The organism is Variovorax sp. M-6 (genome assembly GCF_052114385.1).
Lineage (GTDB): Bacteria > Pseudomonadota > Gammaproteobacteria > Burkholderiales > Burkholderiaceae_C > Variovorax.
Genome location: NZ_JBFREQ010000003.1, coordinates 240,424 through 255,557, shown reverse-complemented (window position 1 = coordinate 255,557; position 15,134 = coordinate 240,424). Strand labels below are relative to the sequence as shown.

At 68.4% G+C, this 15,134-nt stretch carries 14 protein-coding genes; 7 read left to right on the top strand and 7 right to left on the bottom strand.

Features of this window, described 5'->3' with window-relative positions:
• Positions 1 to 15: 15 nt before the first annotated feature.
• Genes AB4Z46_RS05530 through AB4Z46_RS05510 form a run of 5 tightly spaced genes read left to right on the top strand, consistent with a single transcriptional unit; the run spans position 16 to position 3,785 of the window.
• Complete coding sequence (locus AB4Z46_RS05530; protein WP_442282468.1) at positions 16 to 888, top strand: branched-chain amino acid ABC transporter permease; 873 nt, start codon at positions 16 to 18, stop codon at positions 886 to 888.
• Positions 888 to 1,859: a branched-chain amino acid ABC transporter permease gene (locus AB4Z46_RS05525; RefSeq protein ID WP_442282467.1), complete on the top strand. Its 972-nt coding sequence runs from the start codon at positions 888 to 890 to the stop codon at positions 1,857 to 1,859. The genes AB4Z46_RS05530 and AB4Z46_RS05525 overlap by 1 nt, the downstream gene beginning before the upstream one ends.
• Positions 1,856 to 2,635 (top strand): ABC transporter ATP-binding protein, encoded by a 780-nt coding sequence (locus AB4Z46_RS05520; RefSeq protein WP_442282466.1) that lies wholly within the window; start codon positions 1,856 to 1,858, stop codon positions 2,633 to 2,635. Before AB4Z46_RS05525 ends, AB4Z46_RS05520 begins: the two co-directional genes overlap by 4 nt.
• Entirely contained in the window at positions 2,632 to 3,336 is a 705-nt protein-coding gene (locus AB4Z46_RS05515) for an ABC transporter ATP-binding protein (protein WP_442282465.1), read from the top strand. Before AB4Z46_RS05520 ends, AB4Z46_RS05515 begins: the two co-directional genes overlap by 4 nt.
• Before the next feature lie 56 nt (positions 3,337 to 3,392).
• Positions 3,393 to 3,785: an SRPBCC family protein gene (locus AB4Z46_RS05510; protein WP_442282464.1), complete on the top strand. Its 393-nt coding sequence runs from the start codon at positions 3,393 to 3,395 to the stop codon at positions 3,783 to 3,785.
• Between the two features lie 128 nt (positions 3,786 to 3,913).
• Here AB4Z46_RS05510 and AB4Z46_RS05505 read toward each other — a convergent pair whose 3' ends face one another.
• Together AB4Z46_RS05505 and AB4Z46_RS05500 are read right to left on the bottom strand one after the other, a co-directional pair.
• Positions 3,914 to 4,531 carry an NAD(P)-dependent oxidoreductase gene (locus AB4Z46_RS05505; protein ID WP_442282463.1) on the bottom strand — a complete coding sequence of 206 codons (618 nt, stop codon included), beginning with the start codon at positions 4,529 to 4,531 and terminating at the stop codon, positions 3,914 to 3,916.
• Positions 4,532 to 4,578: 47 nt separating this feature from the next.
• Positions 4,579 to 5,271, bottom strand: a complete 693-nt coding sequence (locus tag AB4Z46_RS05500) for a DsbA family protein (protein ID WP_442282462.1) — start codon at positions 5,269 to 5,271, stop codon at positions 4,579 to 4,581.
• A 77-nt stretch (positions 5,272 to 5,348) separates the two neighbouring features.
• On the opposite strand from AB4Z46_RS05500, the gene AB4Z46_RS05495 reads away from it, so the two are divergent.
• Positions 5,349 to 6,308, top strand: coding sequence for a LysR family transcriptional regulator (locus tag AB4Z46_RS05495; RefSeq protein WP_442282461.1), 960 nt, complete (start codon positions 5,349 to 5,351; stop codon positions 6,306 to 6,308).
• Here AB4Z46_RS05495 and AB4Z46_RS05490 read toward each other — a convergent pair.
• From AB4Z46_RS05490 to dnaG, 4 genes are all read right to left on the bottom strand, one after another.
• Entirely contained in the window at positions 6,253 to 7,377 is a 1,125-nt protein-coding gene (locus tag AB4Z46_RS05490; protein ID WP_442282460.1) for an HPP family protein, read from the bottom strand. The genes AB4Z46_RS05495 and AB4Z46_RS05490 overlap by 56 nt on opposite strands.
• Positions 7,378 to 7,380: 3 nt before the next feature.
• Complete coding sequence (locus AB4Z46_RS05485) at positions 7,381 to 8,619, bottom strand: multidrug effflux MFS transporter (protein ID WP_442282459.1); 1,239 nt, start codon at positions 8,617 to 8,619, stop codon at positions 7,381 to 7,383.
• A gap of 84 nt (positions 8,620 to 8,703) precedes the next feature.
• Positions 8,704 to 11,019 carry an RNA polymerase sigma factor RpoD gene (gene rpoD / locus AB4Z46_RS05480; RefSeq protein WP_442282458.1) on the bottom strand — a complete coding sequence of 772 codons (2,316 nt, stop codon included), beginning with the start codon at positions 11,017 to 11,019 and terminating at the stop codon, positions 8,704 to 8,706.
• A 288-nt stretch (positions 11,020 to 11,307) separates the two neighbouring features.
• On the bottom strand, positions 11,308 to 13,257 hold the full coding sequence (gene dnaG / locus AB4Z46_RS05475; RefSeq protein WP_442282457.1) for a DNA primase: 1,950 nt from the start codon (positions 13,255 to 13,257) through the stop codon (positions 11,308 to 11,310).
• 81 nt (positions 13,258 to 13,338) lie between these two features.
• Here dnaG and AB4Z46_RS05470 point away from each other — a divergent pair, with 81 nt between their 5' ends.
• The gene (locus tag AB4Z46_RS05470; protein WP_442282456.1) at positions 13,339 to 14,301 is read left to right on the top strand and encodes a YihY/virulence factor BrkB family protein; all 963 of its coding nucleotides are present in this window, start codon (positions 13,339 to 13,341) and stop codon (positions 14,299 to 14,301) included.
• Here the strand turns inward: AB4Z46_RS05470 and AB4Z46_RS05465 are convergent.
• A complete protein-coding gene (locus AB4Z46_RS05465) occupies positions 14,249 to 15,007 on the bottom strand; it encodes a 3-hydroxyacyl-CoA dehydrogenase (RefSeq protein WP_442282455.1) in 759 nt (252 codons plus the stop codon). The two genes, AB4Z46_RS05470 and AB4Z46_RS05465, sit on opposite strands and share 53 nt — an antisense overlap.
• Positions 15,008 to 15,134: the final 127 nt, after the last annotated feature.

Sequence of the window (15,134 nt, the reverse complement as noted above, 5' to 3'; positions counted from 1 at the left end):
GTTCCGGACAGCCGCATGTTGACAATACTTTTCGATGGCATCGCCTACGGCATGCTGCTGTTCGTGCTCGCGGTCGGCCTGGCCGTGACGCTGGGGCTGATGAACTTCATCAACCTCGCGCACGGTGCCTTCGCGATGGCCGGGGGCTATCTCACGGTGTTCGCCATGCAGAAGCTCGGCGTGCCCTTCCTGCTGTGCCTGCCGCTGGCCTTTCTGGTCGTCGGCGCGGCGGGGGCACTGCTCGAACGCACGCTGTACCGGCCGATGTACGGCAAGCCGCACCTGGACCAGGTGCTGTTCTCGATCGGCCTGGCCTTCATGGCCGTGGCCGCGGTCGACTACTTCGTCGGATCCTCGCAGCAGAACATCCACCTGCCCGACTGGCTGCGCGGCCGCACCGAGATCGGCGACGGCGCGTTGCTGCTGGGCATGGGCCACTACCGGATCTTCATCATCGCGGTCTGCGCGCTCCTGACCGTGGTGCTGCAACTGATCCTCTCCAAGACCCGCTTCGGCAGCCGGCTGCGCGCCGCGGTCGACGACCCGCGCGTGGCGGCGGGCCTGGGCATCAACGTCAACGTGGTGTTCCTGCTGACCTTCGCGGTGGGCTCGGGGCTGGCGGGGCTGGGTGGCGCCCTGGGCGCCGAGATCCTCGGGCTCGATCCGACCTTCCCGCTCAAGTACATGATCTATTTCCTCATCGTGGTGTCGGTCGGAGGCACCTCGTCGATCACCGGGCCGCTGCTGGCCGCGCTGCTGCTCGGCATCGCCGACGTGGCGGGCAAGTACTTCATTCCGAAGATGGGCGCCTTCACGGTCTATTTGCTGATGATCCTGATCCTCATGTGGCGGCCGCAGGGGCTGTTCACGCGCAAGGGAGGCAAGTGATGGACTTCCAGCAGATCTTGCTCAAGAAGGCGGGTTGGCGGCCCTGGGAATACGCGCTCTGGGCGCTGGCCTTCGTTCTGCCGCTGGTCATGCCCTCGCACGCGCTGATGATCAACGAGATCGCCATCGTCGCGCTGTTCGCGATGTCGCTCGACCTGATCCTCGGCTACACCGGCATCGTCTCGCTGGGCCACGCGGCCTTCTTCGGCTTCGGCGCCTACGCCGCGGCGCTGTTCGCCAAGCACGTGCTGCCCGATCCGACGATCGGCCTGCTGGTGGCCATCGTGCTGTCTGCGGTCCTCGGCGCCATCGCCAGCATCACCATCCTGCGCGGCAGCGACCTGACCCGGCTCATGGTCACGCTGGGCACCGCGCTGCTGCTGCTCGAACTCGCGAACAAGCTCGACTGGCTCACCGGCGGCGCCGATGGCCTGCAGGGCGTGGAGATGGGGCCGGTTCTGGGCTTCTTCCCCTTCGACATCTCCGGCCGCACGGCCGCCTGGTACTCGCTCTCGGTGATGCTGCTGCTGTTCCTGCTGATGCGCCGGCTGGTGCGTTCGCCCTTCGGCGCGACGCTCAAGGCGGTGCGCGACAACCGGCTGCGCGCCATGGCGATCGGCATCCCGGTGGTCTCGCGGCTGGCCGTGATTTACACGGTGGCGGCCGCGATCGCGGGCGCCGCGGGCGCGCTGCTGGCGCAGACCACCAGTTTCGTCTCGCTCGACGTGCTGGCCTTCGACCGTTCGGCCGACGTGGTGCTGATGCTGGTCATCGGCGGCGTGGGCTGGCTCTATGGCGGCATCGCGGGCGCGATCGTCTTCAAGCTTTTGCAGGACACGCTGTCGACCGTGACGCCGCAGTACTGGATGTTCTGGATCGGCCTGATCCTGGTGCTGCTGGTGCTGGTCGGGCGCGACCGGCTGCTGAAGCCCTGGACCTGGTTCGGCGGCCGCAAGGCGGCGAAGCCATGAGCGACATCGTGCTTTCCGCCACCGGTCTCGTGATGCGCTTCGGCGGCATCACCGCCACCAACGACGTCTCGCTGAATCTGCGGCGCGGCGCCCGCCATGCGCTGATCGGCCCCAATGGCGCCGGCAAGACCACTCTGATCAACCTGCTGACCGGCGTGCTCACGCCGACCGAGGGACGGATCGTGCTCGAGGGCGAGGACATCACGCGCCTGGCGCCGCACCGCCGGGTCGCACGCGGCATGGTCCGCACCTTCCAGATCAACCAGCTGTTCGATTCGATGACGCCGCTGGAGACCCTGGCGCTCGTGGTCTCGCAGCAGACCGGCGTCGGCGCGCAGTGGTGGCGGCCGCTGGGGTCGTCGAAAGCCGTGGCCGAGCGCGCGGGGCAGTTGCTCGAGCAGTTCCGGCTCGCCGACGTCGCGCAGCAGCAGACCCGGCATCTCGCCTACGGCAAGCGCAGGCTGCTCGAGATCGCGATCGCGCTGGCCTGCGAGCCGCGCGTGCTGCTGCTCGACGAACCCGTGGCCGGCGTGCCGGCCGGCGAGCGCGAAGAACTGCTGGAGACCGTGGCGGCGCTGCCGGCCGACGTGTCGGTGCTCCTGATCGAGCACGACATGGACCTGGTGTTCAGCTTCGCCGACCGCATGACCGTGCTGGTCAACGGCACGCTGCTGACCGAGGGCGACCCCGACACCATTGCCAACGACCCGAAGGTCAAGGAGGTCTACCTGGGCCATGGAGCTGATGCAGACCCCCAGGCTGGAGGCCTGACATGAGTGAACTGCTGCGCATCGAGAACCTGAGCGCCGGCTACGGCGAGGCCGTGGTGCTGCACGACATCGCGCTGGCGCTCGGCCAGGGCCAGACGCTGGCCCTGCTGGGCCGCAACGGCACCGGCAAGACGACGCTGATCAACACGCTGGCCGGCGCCACGCGCCAGCACGGCGGCAGCATCACCCTGCACGGCGCGGCGCTGCACAAGCTGCCGCCGCACCAGCGCGCGGCGGCGGGCATCGGCTGGGTGCCGCAGGAGCGCAACATCTTCAAGTCGCTCACGGTGCACGAGAACCTCACGGCGGTGGAGCGGCCCGGACGCTGGAACCCGCAGCGCGTCTACGAGATGTTCCCGCGGCTCGCGGAGCGCAAGGGCAACCTGGGGACGCAACTGTCGGGTGGCGAGCAGCAGATGCTCGCGGTCGGCCGGGCGCTGGTGGTGAACCCGACGCTGCTGCTGCTCGACGAGCCGCTCGAGGGGCTGGCGCCGATCATCGTCGAGGAGCTGCTGCGCGCGATCCGCCGCATCACGCGGGACGAAGGCCTGGCGGCGATCATCGTCGAGCAGCATCCGCAGGCGATCCTTGCGATCTCCGACGAGGCGGTGGTGCTCGACCATGGCACCGTGGTGCACGCCGGTCCTGCGGCCACCTTGCGTGCCCAGCCCGAGGTGCTCGAACGCTTGCTCGGGGTTGGCCGCTAGCGCGCAGCGGCCTACACTCGCTGGCCATCACGCTGGGCTGATCGGAGGGGCGAACCATGGCATCGATTCGACAGGAAATCCAGGTCGCGGCGAGCGCCGAGAAAGTCTGGGATGCGGTCCGCGACGTCGGTGAGATCCACCGCCGGCTGGTGCCGGGCTTCGTGACCGACTGCCGGCTCGAGGGCGACACCCGCATCGTCACCTTTGCCAACGGCCTCGTGGCGCGCGAGCTGATCGTCGATTGCGACGATGCGGCGCGGCGCCTTGCCTGGTCCGCGAGCGGTGGCCGCCTGACGCACCACAACGCCTCGCTGCAGGTGTTCGCCGAAGACGCCGCCCACAGCCGCCTGGTCTGGATCGCCGACCTCACGCCGCACGAGATGGCTGAGCCCATCGCAGCCATGATCGCCGATGGAATGCGGGCGATGAAGAAGACCCTCGAGGCCTGATTCCCGGCTTGCCCAGCGCGCTCTTCACGGGAGCCGCAGCGGAACCGGCTTCGCCGGGCCGCAGTGCGGCGCCCCCCGGCAGGGGGGTGGGCGGGCTACACGCAGTGAGCCCAACCTGGGGGGCGAGCTCAATACCCCACGGTGAAGCGACGGCGCGAGTGCTTCGGCGATTCGATCTCGTCGACCATCGCGATCGCGTAGTCCTCCATCGAGATCCAGCTCTTGCCGTTCGCATCGCTCAACAGGCCATCGCCGCCGAGCCGGAACTTGCCCGTGCGCTGGCCCGGTTCGAAGATCGCGGAGGGCGACAGGAAGGTCCAGTCGAGGTCCTTTTCCGAGCGCAGCGCGGCCAGAATCGCGCCGCCGGCCTTCGCTTCGGGCTTGTAGGCGTCGGGGAAGCCGGGTGTGTCGACCAGTGCCGCGCCCGGTGCAACCTCCAGGCTGCCGGCGCCGCCGACCACCAGCAGGCGCGGCACGCCGGCCTTCCTGGCCGCAGCGACCAGGGTTGCGGCATCGGTGCCGCCGGCAAAGCGGGTCGCACTGAGCACGGCGTCGTGGCCGCGCAGCAGGGGAACCAGGGCGTCGACCGACGTCGCGTCGGCGGCCTTCACGGTCAGGCCGGGACGGGCCTCGACGCCGTCGACCTTGCGCGCGATGCCGGTGACGCTGTGGCCGCGCGCCAGCAGTTCGTTGGCGATGCGTGAACCGGCGCGGCCGGTGATGCCGAGGAGGGCGATCTTGCTCATGTGAATCCTTGGATGGTGGTGGTTGGAAAAAAGTGCGACGCCGTGCTTCAGCCGTAGGAGGCGGTCGGCAGCGGTGCGGCGATCAGGGCGGCGAGCTGCGCGACCCAGGCCTCGGGTCGGCCGAGGTAGCGGCCGGTGTCCAGCGGCGTCAGCCGACCGTCGGCGGTGGCGAGCGCCAGGGTCGGGAAGCCTTGCCCTCCGGCCCTGGCCAGCCAGCGCCGGCTGTCGTCGATATGGCGCTGGGTGGGCTCGCCGGCCAGGAAGTCGAAGGTGTCGGAAAAGGCCGCGGCATCGAGGCCGAGGTCTGCCGCCAGTTCGCGCAGCACACCGGGCTCGGCGATCCGGCGGCCTTCGACATAGTGGGCGCGCTGCACGCGCTCGATCATGTCCAGCCCGCGGCCGGCCTCGGCCTCGGCCGCGAGCACCGCGGTCAAGGGCGGCGCGGAGTCCAGCATCGCGCCGGTGTCGTTCAGGAGGCCGTCGAAATAGGCGGCGCCGAAGGGCTGGCCGCTGAGTTGGGCGATGCGATGGTCATGCGGCATCACGTAGCTGCGCCATTCGGGCGTGATGGCGCGCCGGTTGCTGCCGGTGAGCATGCCGCCGCCATGGAACTCGATGGCCAGGGCCGGCACGCCGCGCGCGGCCTCGATCAACGGCGCCGCGGCATAGCACCAGCCGCACAGCGGATCGAAGACGTAATGCAGGGTCGCGCGCCGGGGAAGGGGATTCGATGCAGTCATGGCTCGAATCGTAAGTTTCTTGATTCGATCGAAAAACCCCGTAGCATGCAATTGTTTGTTGCTTATTTCGATCGAATATGGACCGCATCACCGCCGCCGAAGTCTTCGTCCGGATCGCCGAGCGCGGCAGCATGACCGCTGCCGCCGAGGCGCTCGACATGTCGCGCGCCATGGTCACCCGCTACCTTGCGCAGATGGAGCAGTGGGCCGGTGCGCGCCTGTTGCATCGCACGACGCGGCGGCTGAGCCTCACGGAGGCCGGCGAGGAAACGCTGGCGCGCTGCCGCCGGATGCTCGAGGCCGCCGCCGAGATGGCCATGGCCTCCAGCGCCGGGGCGGACGAGCCTCGTGGCTTGCTGCGCGTCGCCTGCGCGCAGTCGCTGGCCCAGGACGTGCTCGCGTCGGCGGTCGCCGACTACCTGCGCCGCTACCGCCAAGCAGCGATCGACCTTCACATCGACGCCCGGCCGGTGAACCTGGTCGAGGAGCGCATCGATCTGGCGATCCGCATCACCAACGAGCTCGACCCGAACCTGATCGCCCGCCCGCTGGGCCGCTGCGATTCGGTGATCTGCGCTTCGCCGGCCTATCTGGCCGCGCACGGCACGCCGCGCAGCGTGCAGGACCTGGTGACGCACAACTGCCTGACCTACTCCTACTTCGGCAAAAGCCTGTGGCAGTTCGATCACGGTGCCGAGCGGATCGCGGTGCCGGTCAGCGGGAGGCTCAGTGCCAACGAGTCGCAGGTGCTGCTGGCGGCGGCCATCGAAGGCGCCGGCATCGCCATGCAGCCGGCCTATTCGGCCCACGGACCGATCGCGCAGGGCCGCCTGGTGGCGCTGCTGCCCGGCTTCGTGCCGCAAGGCCTGGGGGTCTACGGCGTCTACGCGTCGCGGCGCCAGATGCCGGCGTCGCTGCGGGTGCTGCTGGATTTCCTGGTGACGCGCTTCGCCGACCCGGCGCACTGGCCGCCGCTGGAGCTCAGCCCTCCGGCCCCACCGCGCGGTAGAGCGCGCGCACGAAATCCGACTGCGTGATCATTCCGGTCAGGCGGCGCTCGCCGTCGATGATCGGGATGTGGTGGTGCCCGCCTTCGGAGAACAGCGGCACCAGTTCCGCCAGCGGGCGCTCCTCGCTGGCCACGCGCACCTGGCGCGTCATGATCTGGCCCACCACCTCGGGCTTGCTCGACATCACGCTGCGGGTCGCGCGGATCAGGTCGCGCAGCCGCCCGCCGATGCCGTCGTGGTGCTGCAGGTCGATCTGGCGGAAGAAGTCGGCCTGGGTGACGATGCCGACCACCCGGCGCGTGCGGTCGACCACCGGCAGCGCCTTGATGCGGCGCTCGTGCATCAGCGACCAGGCCTCCTGCAAGGGCGTGCCGAATTCGGCCACCACCAGATCGCGCGACATGATGTCGACGCAGCGCACCGTGCCCAGCCGCCGGCGCCAGGATTCCATCTCGGTCTCCCGGATCAGCGTCTCCAGGTCGTCGCGGCTGATGTCGAGCACCTGGTTGTAGCGTGCCAGCACGGCGTCGATGTCGGCCGAGCTGAAGCGCGTATCGGCCGCGGGCTGGCGGGGCGCCAGTTGCACGTGCGGGTAGCGGCGGCCGGTCAGGCTGTTGTAGGCCACGCCGGCCAGCACCAGCAGCAGCGAATCGAGCATCACCGGCAGGAAGGCGAAGGGCAGTTCGCCGGTGTGCGTGAGCACGGCCAGCAGCGCCACGGCGCCGCCCGGCGGGTGCAGGCAGCGCAGCGCGAACATCAGGCTGATGGCCAGCGCGGTCGCCAGCGCGCCGACCCAGACCGCGTCGGGCAGCCAGCGCGCGCAGGCGACGCCGACCAGCGCCGCGAGCGTGTTGCCGCCGATCACGGGCCAGGGTTGGGCCAGGGGGCTGGCCGGCAGCGCGAACACCAGCACCGCGCTGGCGCCCAGCGGTGCGATCAGCCAGCCGCTGCCGCCGGCCAGCCACTCGCAAACCAGCCCCGTGAACAGCAGGCCGAGCGCCGCGCCCGCGACCGCGCGCAGGCGTTCGCGGCCATCGACCGCGGTCCGGCCGGGCAACCAGGCGCGCGCGAAGGTGCGGAGATCGCTCGCCCGCATCGTTCAGGCAGTTTCGCCGGCGACCAGTCGCCCGATCTCGGGCCAGCGGCCGTGCAGCCAGACCCAGGCCACCAGCCCGACGCTCAGCATCAGCAGCGAGGTGGCGGCCAGCCACAGCGTGGAGTGCATCACCAGCGGCGCGATCACGCCGGCGACGACGCCGTTGGCGGTCGAGCCGATCACCGCCTGCAGCGACGAGGCCATGCCGCGGCGCTCGGGGTGCAGGTCGAGCACCAGCAGCGTCACCACCGGCACCATCAGCGCCCAGCCGAAGGCGAACACCGCCAGCGGCCACAGCGCCCAGGCGGCGTGCGGCGGGAAGAGGGCGTTGGCGGCCACGTTGACGACCGAAGTCGCCAGCATGATCACGAAGCCGTCGCGGATCTGCCGCTTCGGTGCCACCTTGCCGGCCATGCGGCCGCTGGCCCAGGCGCCGGCCATGATGCCGCCGATGGTCAGGATGAAGAACCAGAAGAACTGCGTCGGTGCCAGCGCGAGGTGGTCGCCGAGGAAGGCCGGGGCGGCCAGCACGTAGAGGAACATGCCGTTGAAGGGCACGCCGCTGGCCAGCGCCAGCAGCAGGAAGCGCGGGTCGGAGCACAGGTCCCAGTAGCCGCGCATCAGGTGCCGGACCTCGAAGGGTTGGCGCTGGTCCAGGTGCAGCGTCTCGGGCAGCAGCTTGAAGTTGGCCACCCACAGCACCACGCCGACCCCGACCAGGAACCAGAAGATGCTGTGCCAGCCCAGGTGCACGAACAGGAAGCCGCCGACGATCGGCGCGATCGCCGGCGCGATGCCGAAATAGATCGTCACCTGGCTCATGACCTTCTGCGCCTCGGCCGGCGGGAACATGTCGCGGATCACGGCGCGCGAGACCACGATGCCGGCACCCGTCGACAGGCCCTGCAGCGCCCGGAAAAGCACCAGCTGCCCGATGGTCTGCGACAGCGCGCAGCCCAGCGACGCCACGGTGAAGACCGCCAGGCCCCACAGCACGACGGGCCGGCGCCCGAAGCTGTCCGACAGCGCGCCGTGGAACAGGTTCATGAAGGCGAAGCCGAACAGGTAGGCCGAGAGTGTCTGCTGCATCTCGCCCGGCGTGGCGCCGATCGAGCGCGCGATGCCCGAGAAGGCCGGGATGTAGGTGTCGATGGAGAACGGGCCCAGCATGCCCAGCACCGCCAGCAGCACGGCCAGCGCCCAGCGCGGCGCACGCCAGAGTTTGTCGGCATCGGGGTTCATGGGCGGTGTCTCCGGTCGGTGCTTGGTGTTCTTGAAAAAAGAAGGGCGCCCGAGGGCGCCTTCCTTGTCCGGCTTGCAGCGAGCCTACAGGGTATCAATGAAGCTGCGCAGCTTGTCCGAGCGCGACGGGTGCTTGAGCTTGCGCAGCGCCTTGGCCTCGATCTGGCGGATGCGCTCGCGCGTCACGTCGAACTGCTTGCCGACTTCTTCCAGCGTGTGGTCGGTCGACATCTCGATGCCGAAGCGCATGCGCAGCACCTTGGCTTCGCGCGGCGTCAGGCTGTCGAGGATGTCCTTGACCACGTCGCGCAGGCCGGCCTGCATCGCGGCCTCGATCGGCGCCGTGTTGCTGCTGTCCTCGATGAAGTCGCCCAGGTGCGAATCGTCGTCGTCGCCGATGGGGGTTTCCATCGAGATCGGCTCCTTGGCGATCTTCATGATCTTGCGGATCTTGTCTTCCGGGATCTCCATCTTGGCGGCCAGGATGCTGGCGTCGGGCTCGAAGCCGAACTCCTGCAGATGCTGGCGGCTGATGCGGTTCATCTTGTTGATGGTCTCGATCATGTGCACCGGGATGCGGATGGTGCGCGCCTGGTCGGCGATCGAGCGCGTGATCGCCTGGCGGATCCACCACGTCGCATAGGTCGAGAACTTGTAGCCGCGGCGGTATTCGAACTTGTCGACCGCCTTCATCAGGCCGATGTTGCCCTCCTGGATCAGGTCCAGGAACTGCAGGCCGCGGTTGGTGTACTTCTTGGCGATCGAGATCACGAGGCGCAGGTTGGCCTCGATCATTTCCTTCTTGGCATCGCGCGAGGAGGATTCACCCTCGTTCATGCGCTTGTTGATGTCCTTGAGTTCGGCCAGCGGCACCACCACGCGCGACTGGATGTCGGTCAGGCGCTGCTGCAGTTCCTGCACCGGCGGAATGTTGCGCGCCATCACGGCGCTCCAGGGCTTGCCGGCGGCGGCCTGCTTCTCGACCCACTTGAGGTTGAGCAGGTTGGAGGCGACGCGGCCGCCGTTCTTGTCGTAGCCGCTGAAGTCGCGGATGAAGTCTTCCTGCGGGAAGCCGCACTTGTCCACGATGATGCGGCGCAGCTCGCGCTCCTTCTTGCGGACGTCGTCGACCTGCGTGCGCACCAGGTCGCACAGCTTCTCGATGGTCTTGGCCGTGAAGCGGATGGTCATCAGCTCATCGGACACGGCCTGCTGCGCCTTGGCGTATGCCGGCGTGCCGTAGCCTTCCTTTTCGTAGATCTTGTGGATCTTCTCGAACAGCACGGCGATGCGGTCGAAGCGCTCGAGCGCGTCGCGCTTGAGTTCCTCGAGCTTCTTGGTCAGTGCCTTGGAGCCGCCCTTGCCGTCGTCGTCGTCTTCCTCGTCGAACTCGTCGAAGTCTTCCTCGGCCACGTAGTCGTCGGCCTCGTTGGGGTTCGAGAAGCCGTCGACGATGGTCGAGATCACGACCTTGCCGTCGCGGATTGTGGCGGCCATCTCGAGGATCGCGGCGATGGTCGCGGGCGAAGCCGAAATGGCTTCCATCATGGCCATCAGGCCGCCTTCGATGCGCTTGGCGATTTCGATTTCGCCTTCGCGCGTCAGCAGCTCGACCGTGCCCATTTCGCGCATGTACATGCGCACCGGGTCGGTGGTGCGGCCGAACTCGCTGTCCACCGTGGACAGGGCGGCTTCGGCTTCTTCTTCGGCTTCCTCGACCGTGGTGGCGGTCGGGGCGGTGTTGTTCAGCAGCAGCGTTTCGGCGTCGGGCGTCTGCTCGTAGACGGCCACGCCCATGTCGTTGAGCATGGTGACCACGACTTCCATGGTCTCGGCGTCCACCAGCTTGTCGGGCAAGTGGTCGGAGATTTCGCCGTGCGTGAGGTAGCCGCGGGTCTTGCCCAGCGTGATCAGGGTCTTCAGGCGCGAGCGGCGCTTGGCCAGGTCTTCCTCGGACAGGACCGTCTCGTCGAGGCCGAACTCCTTCATCAAGGCGCGTTCCTTCGCCTTGCTGATCTTCATGCGCAGCGGCTTGACCTTTTCCTCGGTCGTCGTGGCCGCCGGTTCTTCACCGACCAGTTCGTCCTCGATGTCGGACAGGTCGACGTCGCTGGACGTCGCTTCGTTGCCGGCCTTGGGCTTGCGACCGCGCTTGGCGCCGGTGGCGGTGGAAGTGCCGGCGGCCTTGGGCGGACGGCCCACTTTCTTGGCGGCGGGCTTGGCGGTGGTGGATTCGGCGGGGACAGTCGTTTTGGTGGGCACGGTTTTCACTTTCTTGGCAGCAGACGCCTTGGAGGCGACGGCAGCCGTCTTGGTTGCCTGCAGCGCGGCGGACTTCGACGGTTTTTCTGCAGCGGGCTTCTTGGCAGCGGACACGGCAGGCTTCTTTGAACTGGGCATACGACCTCGTACAACAAGATGGACCAAGCGGAATCACACGCGCCTCGAACCCGGCGCAGGCAGGAGCACAGACACTGCGGCGTCGGGGATGCGAATCCTCGACAGCCGTCAAAAGGCAAGATGTCGGGCGAACATTTGGTGTGCAGTCCTTGCGGTGTATTGACCCTTTTTCCCATCGGGAAGTGCATTGCGCTTGGGGTCGGCCCGGAGGTGCTGCTGTCGCTCTTGCCTAATTCGCTAGACGCGAACGTCTAACTAAGCCTTACATTATAGCGCGCTGCGCGTTTTTCAAGCACTGTTTGAGCTCGAATTGAGGCGATTGCGCAACTCCAGGCGACGTACCTCGAGCGCCTTGTAGCGCTCCAGCGCCCGCGGATCGCTGCCCACGGCGGCGATCGCCTCGCTCTGCTGGATCTTGAGCAGGTCGTCCAGCATGTAGTCGAGCACGTTGCGCAGCTCCCGGGCCGCGTCGGCCGCCTGCTCGCCCTCGGCGTCGCCGACCGGGCCGCCGTCGGGGCCGGTCATGACCCGCACCGCGAGCGACTCGAAGGCGAGGCCGCGCAGGCCCTCGCGCAGCGCCGCCCAGGGCTGGGTGCCGTGCTCATGGGCCTGGCTGTCGAGCCAGGCGAAGAGCTGGCCGTGGTCGCCCGGCAGGTCGCAGAGCAGGGCGTGCAGTTCGTGCGACAGCGCCTCCCATTCGGCCGGGTTCGACAGCACCAGCCGCGCCGCCACGTCGGCCCGGCTGGTCGGCAGTCGGCGCCCGCCCGGAGGAGGACGGGGAGGCGGCGGCTGGCGAAAGGACTTGAAGCGCTTCTTTTCGGGGCCGGCGCGTGATTGTTCGTCGAACCACTGGTCGCGGCTGTCCCAGTCGTCTTCGGAGAAGGGCGCGGGGGCGCGGGCCGGCGCCGGGGCGGGCGCCCGCGGTGTCGCCGCGGGCGTCCAGAGCTCGCCGAGCTCCTGGGCACTGAGCTGCGCCAGGGCGGCCAGTTCGCTCAGCAGCTGGCGCTTGAGCGCCCCCTCGGGCAGCGCGCTCCACAGCGGCCGGGCATTGCTCGCCATGTGGGCCCGGCCTTCGGCGCTCGACAGCTCGCAGCCCTCGCGCGCCGCCTCGATCAGGAAGCGGCTCAGGGGCGTGGCCTCGCTCACGAAGCGCGCGAAGGCGTCGGCGCCGAACTCGCGGATGAAGCTGTCGGGGTCGTGCTCGGCCGGCAGGAACAGGAACTTGATGCTGCGCACGTCGGTGGCATAGGCCAGGGCGCCGTCGAGCGCCTTGCGCGCGGCGCGCCGGCCGGCGCTGTCGCCGTCGAAGCTGAAGACCACCGATTCGGTGAAGCGGAACAGCTTCTGCACGTGTTCGGGCGTGCAGGCCGTGCCGAGCGTCGCCACCGCGTTCGGGAAGCCCAGCTGCGCCAGCGCCACCACGTCCATGTAGCCCTCGGTGACCAGCGCGTAGCCGCGGTCGCGGAAGGCCGCGCGGGCTTCGTAGAGGCCGTAGAGCTCCCGTCCCTTGCTGAACACCGGGGTTTCCGGCGAGTTCAGGTACTTGGGCTTCTCGTCGCCGAGCACCCGGCCGCCGAAGCCGATGCATTCGCCCTTGACGTTGCGGATCGGGAACATCACGCGGTCGCGGAAGCGGTCGTAGCGCTTGGCGTCGCCGCCTTCGTCGGCCTCGCCGACGATCACCAGGCCGCTTTCGGCCAGCAGCGGATCGTCGTAGTCCGGAAACACGCTGGCCAGCGAGCGCCAGCCGGCCGGCGCGTAGCCGATGCCGAATTGCCTGGCGATCTCGCCCGAGACGCCGCGGCCCTTGAGGTACTCGATGGCGCCGGGTGACTGGCGCAACTGCTTGCGGTAGGCCTCGCCGGCCTTCTCGAGCACCTCGGACAGCGTGGCCTGCTTCTGGCGCTGGCCGGCGGCGCGGGCACGCTCCTCGGGCGAGGCATCGTCCTCGGGCACCTGCAGGCCGTACTGGCCGGCCAGATCGTGCACCGCCTCGACGAAGCCCATGCCGGCGTGCTCCATCAGGAAACCGATCGCGTTGCCGTGCACCCCGCAGCCGAAGCAGTGATAGAACTGCTTGGTCGGGCTGACCGAGAACGAGGGCGATTTTTCCCCGTGGAAGGGGCACAGCCCCATGAAATTGGCGCCTGCCTTCTTGAGCTGGACGTAGCGCCCGACAATTTCCACCACGTCTGCGCGTGCGATCAGTTCCTGGATGAAAGAAGCGGGGATGGTCATGTAGGCTCGGAACTCCAAATGATACGCAAGCCGTCGGGCCCGCGCCGATCGGCCGCTCGCCCGATGGCCCGAAATCGACGCATGATCCGCCGCTCCTTCCATCACGCAACGCCCGTGCTGCGCCATCCGCTGCGCTTCGCCTGGCAGGCCGTCAAGAGCTTCAAGGCCAACCAGGGCCTGCTGCTGGCGGGCGCGGTCGCCTACTACGCCCTGTTGTCGATCGTGCCTCTGCTGATCGTCAGCGTGATCGCGCTGTCGCAGTTCATCGATCAGGGAGCGCTGCTGAGCGCGGTCGGGCGCTACCTCGAGTGGCTGCTGCCGGGGCAGTCGCGCGCGATCGTCGCCGAGCTGTCGAACTTCCTGAACCATGCCGAGGTGCTCGGGCCGGTGCTGCTGGTGACGATGATCTTCTTCAGCTCGCTGGCCTTCACGGTGCTCGAAAGCGCGATGTCGGTGATCTTCCACCACCGCAAGGCCGAGCATTCGCGCCACTACCTGATCTCGGTGGTGATGCCCTACATCTACATCCTGTGCCTGTGCATCGGGCTGCTGCTGGTGACGCTGGTGTCGGGCGCTCTGCAGGTGATCGGGGAGGAGAGCGTCGAGCTGTTCGGCTACAGCTGGTCGCTGTCGGGCGTCTCGGGAGTGCTCTTGTACCTGCTGGGGCTGGGCGGCGAGATCTTCATGCTGACCTCGCTCTACCTGGTGATGCCGGTGGGCCGGCTGCGGCTGCGCCATGCGCTGATCGGCGGCGTGACCGCTGCGCTGCTGTGGGAGGTCACGCGCCGGGTGCTGGTGCTCTATTTCGCGACCCTGTCGCAGGTCAACGTGGTCTACGGTTCGCTGACGACCGCGATCGTGGTGCTGCTGAGCCTCGAGATCGCGGCCACCCTGGTGCTGTTCGGCGCCCAGGTGATTGCCCAGTTCGAGCGCCTGGAACGCACGGGCAGCCTCAAGCCGCCCGAGGACCAGGAGGGCGGCCTGGGCGAGATCAGCGCGGCGCCAGCCGGATCGCGCCGTCGAGTCGGATCACCTCGCCATTGAGCATGTCGTTCTCGATGATGTGCTTCGCGAGCTTGGCGTAGTCCTCGGGCGTGCCCAGGCGCGAGGGGAAGGGCACGCTGGCGGCCAGCGCGTCCTGCACTTCCTGCGGCATGCCGAACAGCATCGGCGTGCCGAAGATGCCGGGCGCGATCGTCATGTTGCGGATGCCGCTGCGTGCCAGGTCGCGCGCGATCGGCAGCGTCATGCCGACCACGCCGCCCTTCGAGGCGCTGTAGGCGGCCTGCCCGATCTGGCCGTCGTAGGCCGCCACCGAGGCGGTCGAGATCAGCACGCCGCGCTCGCCGGTGGCTTCGGGCTCGTTCTTCGCCATGGCGTCGGCCGCCAGCCGGATCATGTTGAAGCTGCCGATCAGGTTGACCGTGACGGTCTTGCTGAACACCGCCAGCGCGTGCGGCCCGTTCTTGCCCACGGTCTTCTCGGCCGGCGCGATGCCCGCGCAATTGACCAGTCCGACCAGCTTGCCCAGCTTCTGCGCCGCGGCGACCACCGCCTGGCCGTCGGCTTCCTGGCTGACGTCGCACTTGACGAAAACCCCGCCAATCTCCTTGGCGACAGCCTCGCCCTTGTCGGCCTGCATGTCGGCGATCACCACCTTGCCGCCGTTCGCCGCGAGCATCCGCGCCGTGCCTTCGCCGAGGCCCGAAGCGCCGCCCGTCACGATAAAAACCTTGCCGTTGATTTCCATGTCTATCTCCAGATGTGTGCCGGCCATTATCGAAGACCGGAACGACACGAAAAAAAGGCCCTGTCCGAAGACAGGGCCCTGAATTGGATCCCGAAGGACCCAAGGAGACAATCGTTGCCCGCTCGAA

Bases quoted from the DNA above. Each gene is read 5' to 3' on its own strand.
- AB4Z46_RS05495 (WP_442282461.1), top strand. From the start codon at position 5,349: ATGGACCGCATCACCGCCGCCGAAGTCTTCGTCCGGATCGCCGAGCGC.
- AB4Z46_RS05470 (WP_442282456.1), top strand. From the start codon at position 13,339: ATGATCCGCCGCTCCTTCCATCACGCAACGCCCGTGCTGCGCCATCCG.
- dnaG (WP_442282457.1), bottom strand. From the start codon at position 13,257: ATGACCATCCCCGCTTCTTTCATCCAGGAACTGATCGCACGCGCAGAC.
- AB4Z46_RS05485 (WP_442282459.1), bottom strand. From the start codon at position 8,619: ATGAACCCCGATGCCGACAAACTCTGGCGTGCGCCGCGCTGGGCGCTG.
- rpoD (WP_442282458.1), bottom strand. From the start codon at position 11,019: ATGCCCAGTTCAAAGAAGCCTGCCGTGTCCGCTGCCAAGAAGCCCGCT.
- AB4Z46_RS05530 (WP_442282468.1), top strand. From the start codon at position 16: ATGTTGACAATACTTTTCGATGGCATCGCCTACGGCATGCTGCTGTTC.
- AB4Z46_RS05520 (WP_442282466.1), top strand. From the start codon at position 1,856: ATGAGCGACATCGTGCTTTCCGCCACCGGTCTCGTGATGCGCTTCGGC.
- AB4Z46_RS05510 (WP_442282464.1), top strand. From the start codon at position 3,393: ATGGCATCGATTCGACAGGAAATCCAGGTCGCGGCGAGCGCCGAGAAA.
- AB4Z46_RS05505 (WP_442282463.1), bottom strand. From the start codon at position 4,531: ATGAGCAAGATCGCCCTCCTCGGCATCACCGGCCGCGCCGGTTCACGC.
- AB4Z46_RS05490 (WP_442282460.1), bottom strand. From the start codon at position 7,377: ATGCGGGCGAGCGATCTCCGCACCTTCGCGCGCGCCTGGTTGCCCGGC.
- AB4Z46_RS05500 (WP_442282462.1), bottom strand. From the start codon at position 5,271: ATGACTGCATCGAATCCCCTTCCCCGGCGCGCGACCCTGCATTACGTC.
- AB4Z46_RS05465 (WP_442282455.1), bottom strand. From the start codon at position 15,007: ATGGAAATCAACGGCAAGGTTTTTATCGTGACGGGCGGCGCTTCGGGC.
- AB4Z46_RS05525 (WP_442282467.1), top strand. From the start codon at position 888: ATGGACTTCCAGCAGATCTTGCTCAAGAAGGCGGGTTGGCGGCCCTGG.
- AB4Z46_RS05515 (WP_442282465.1), top strand. From the start codon at position 2,632: ATGAGTGAACTGCTGCGCATCGAGAACCTGAGCGCCGGCTACGGCGAG.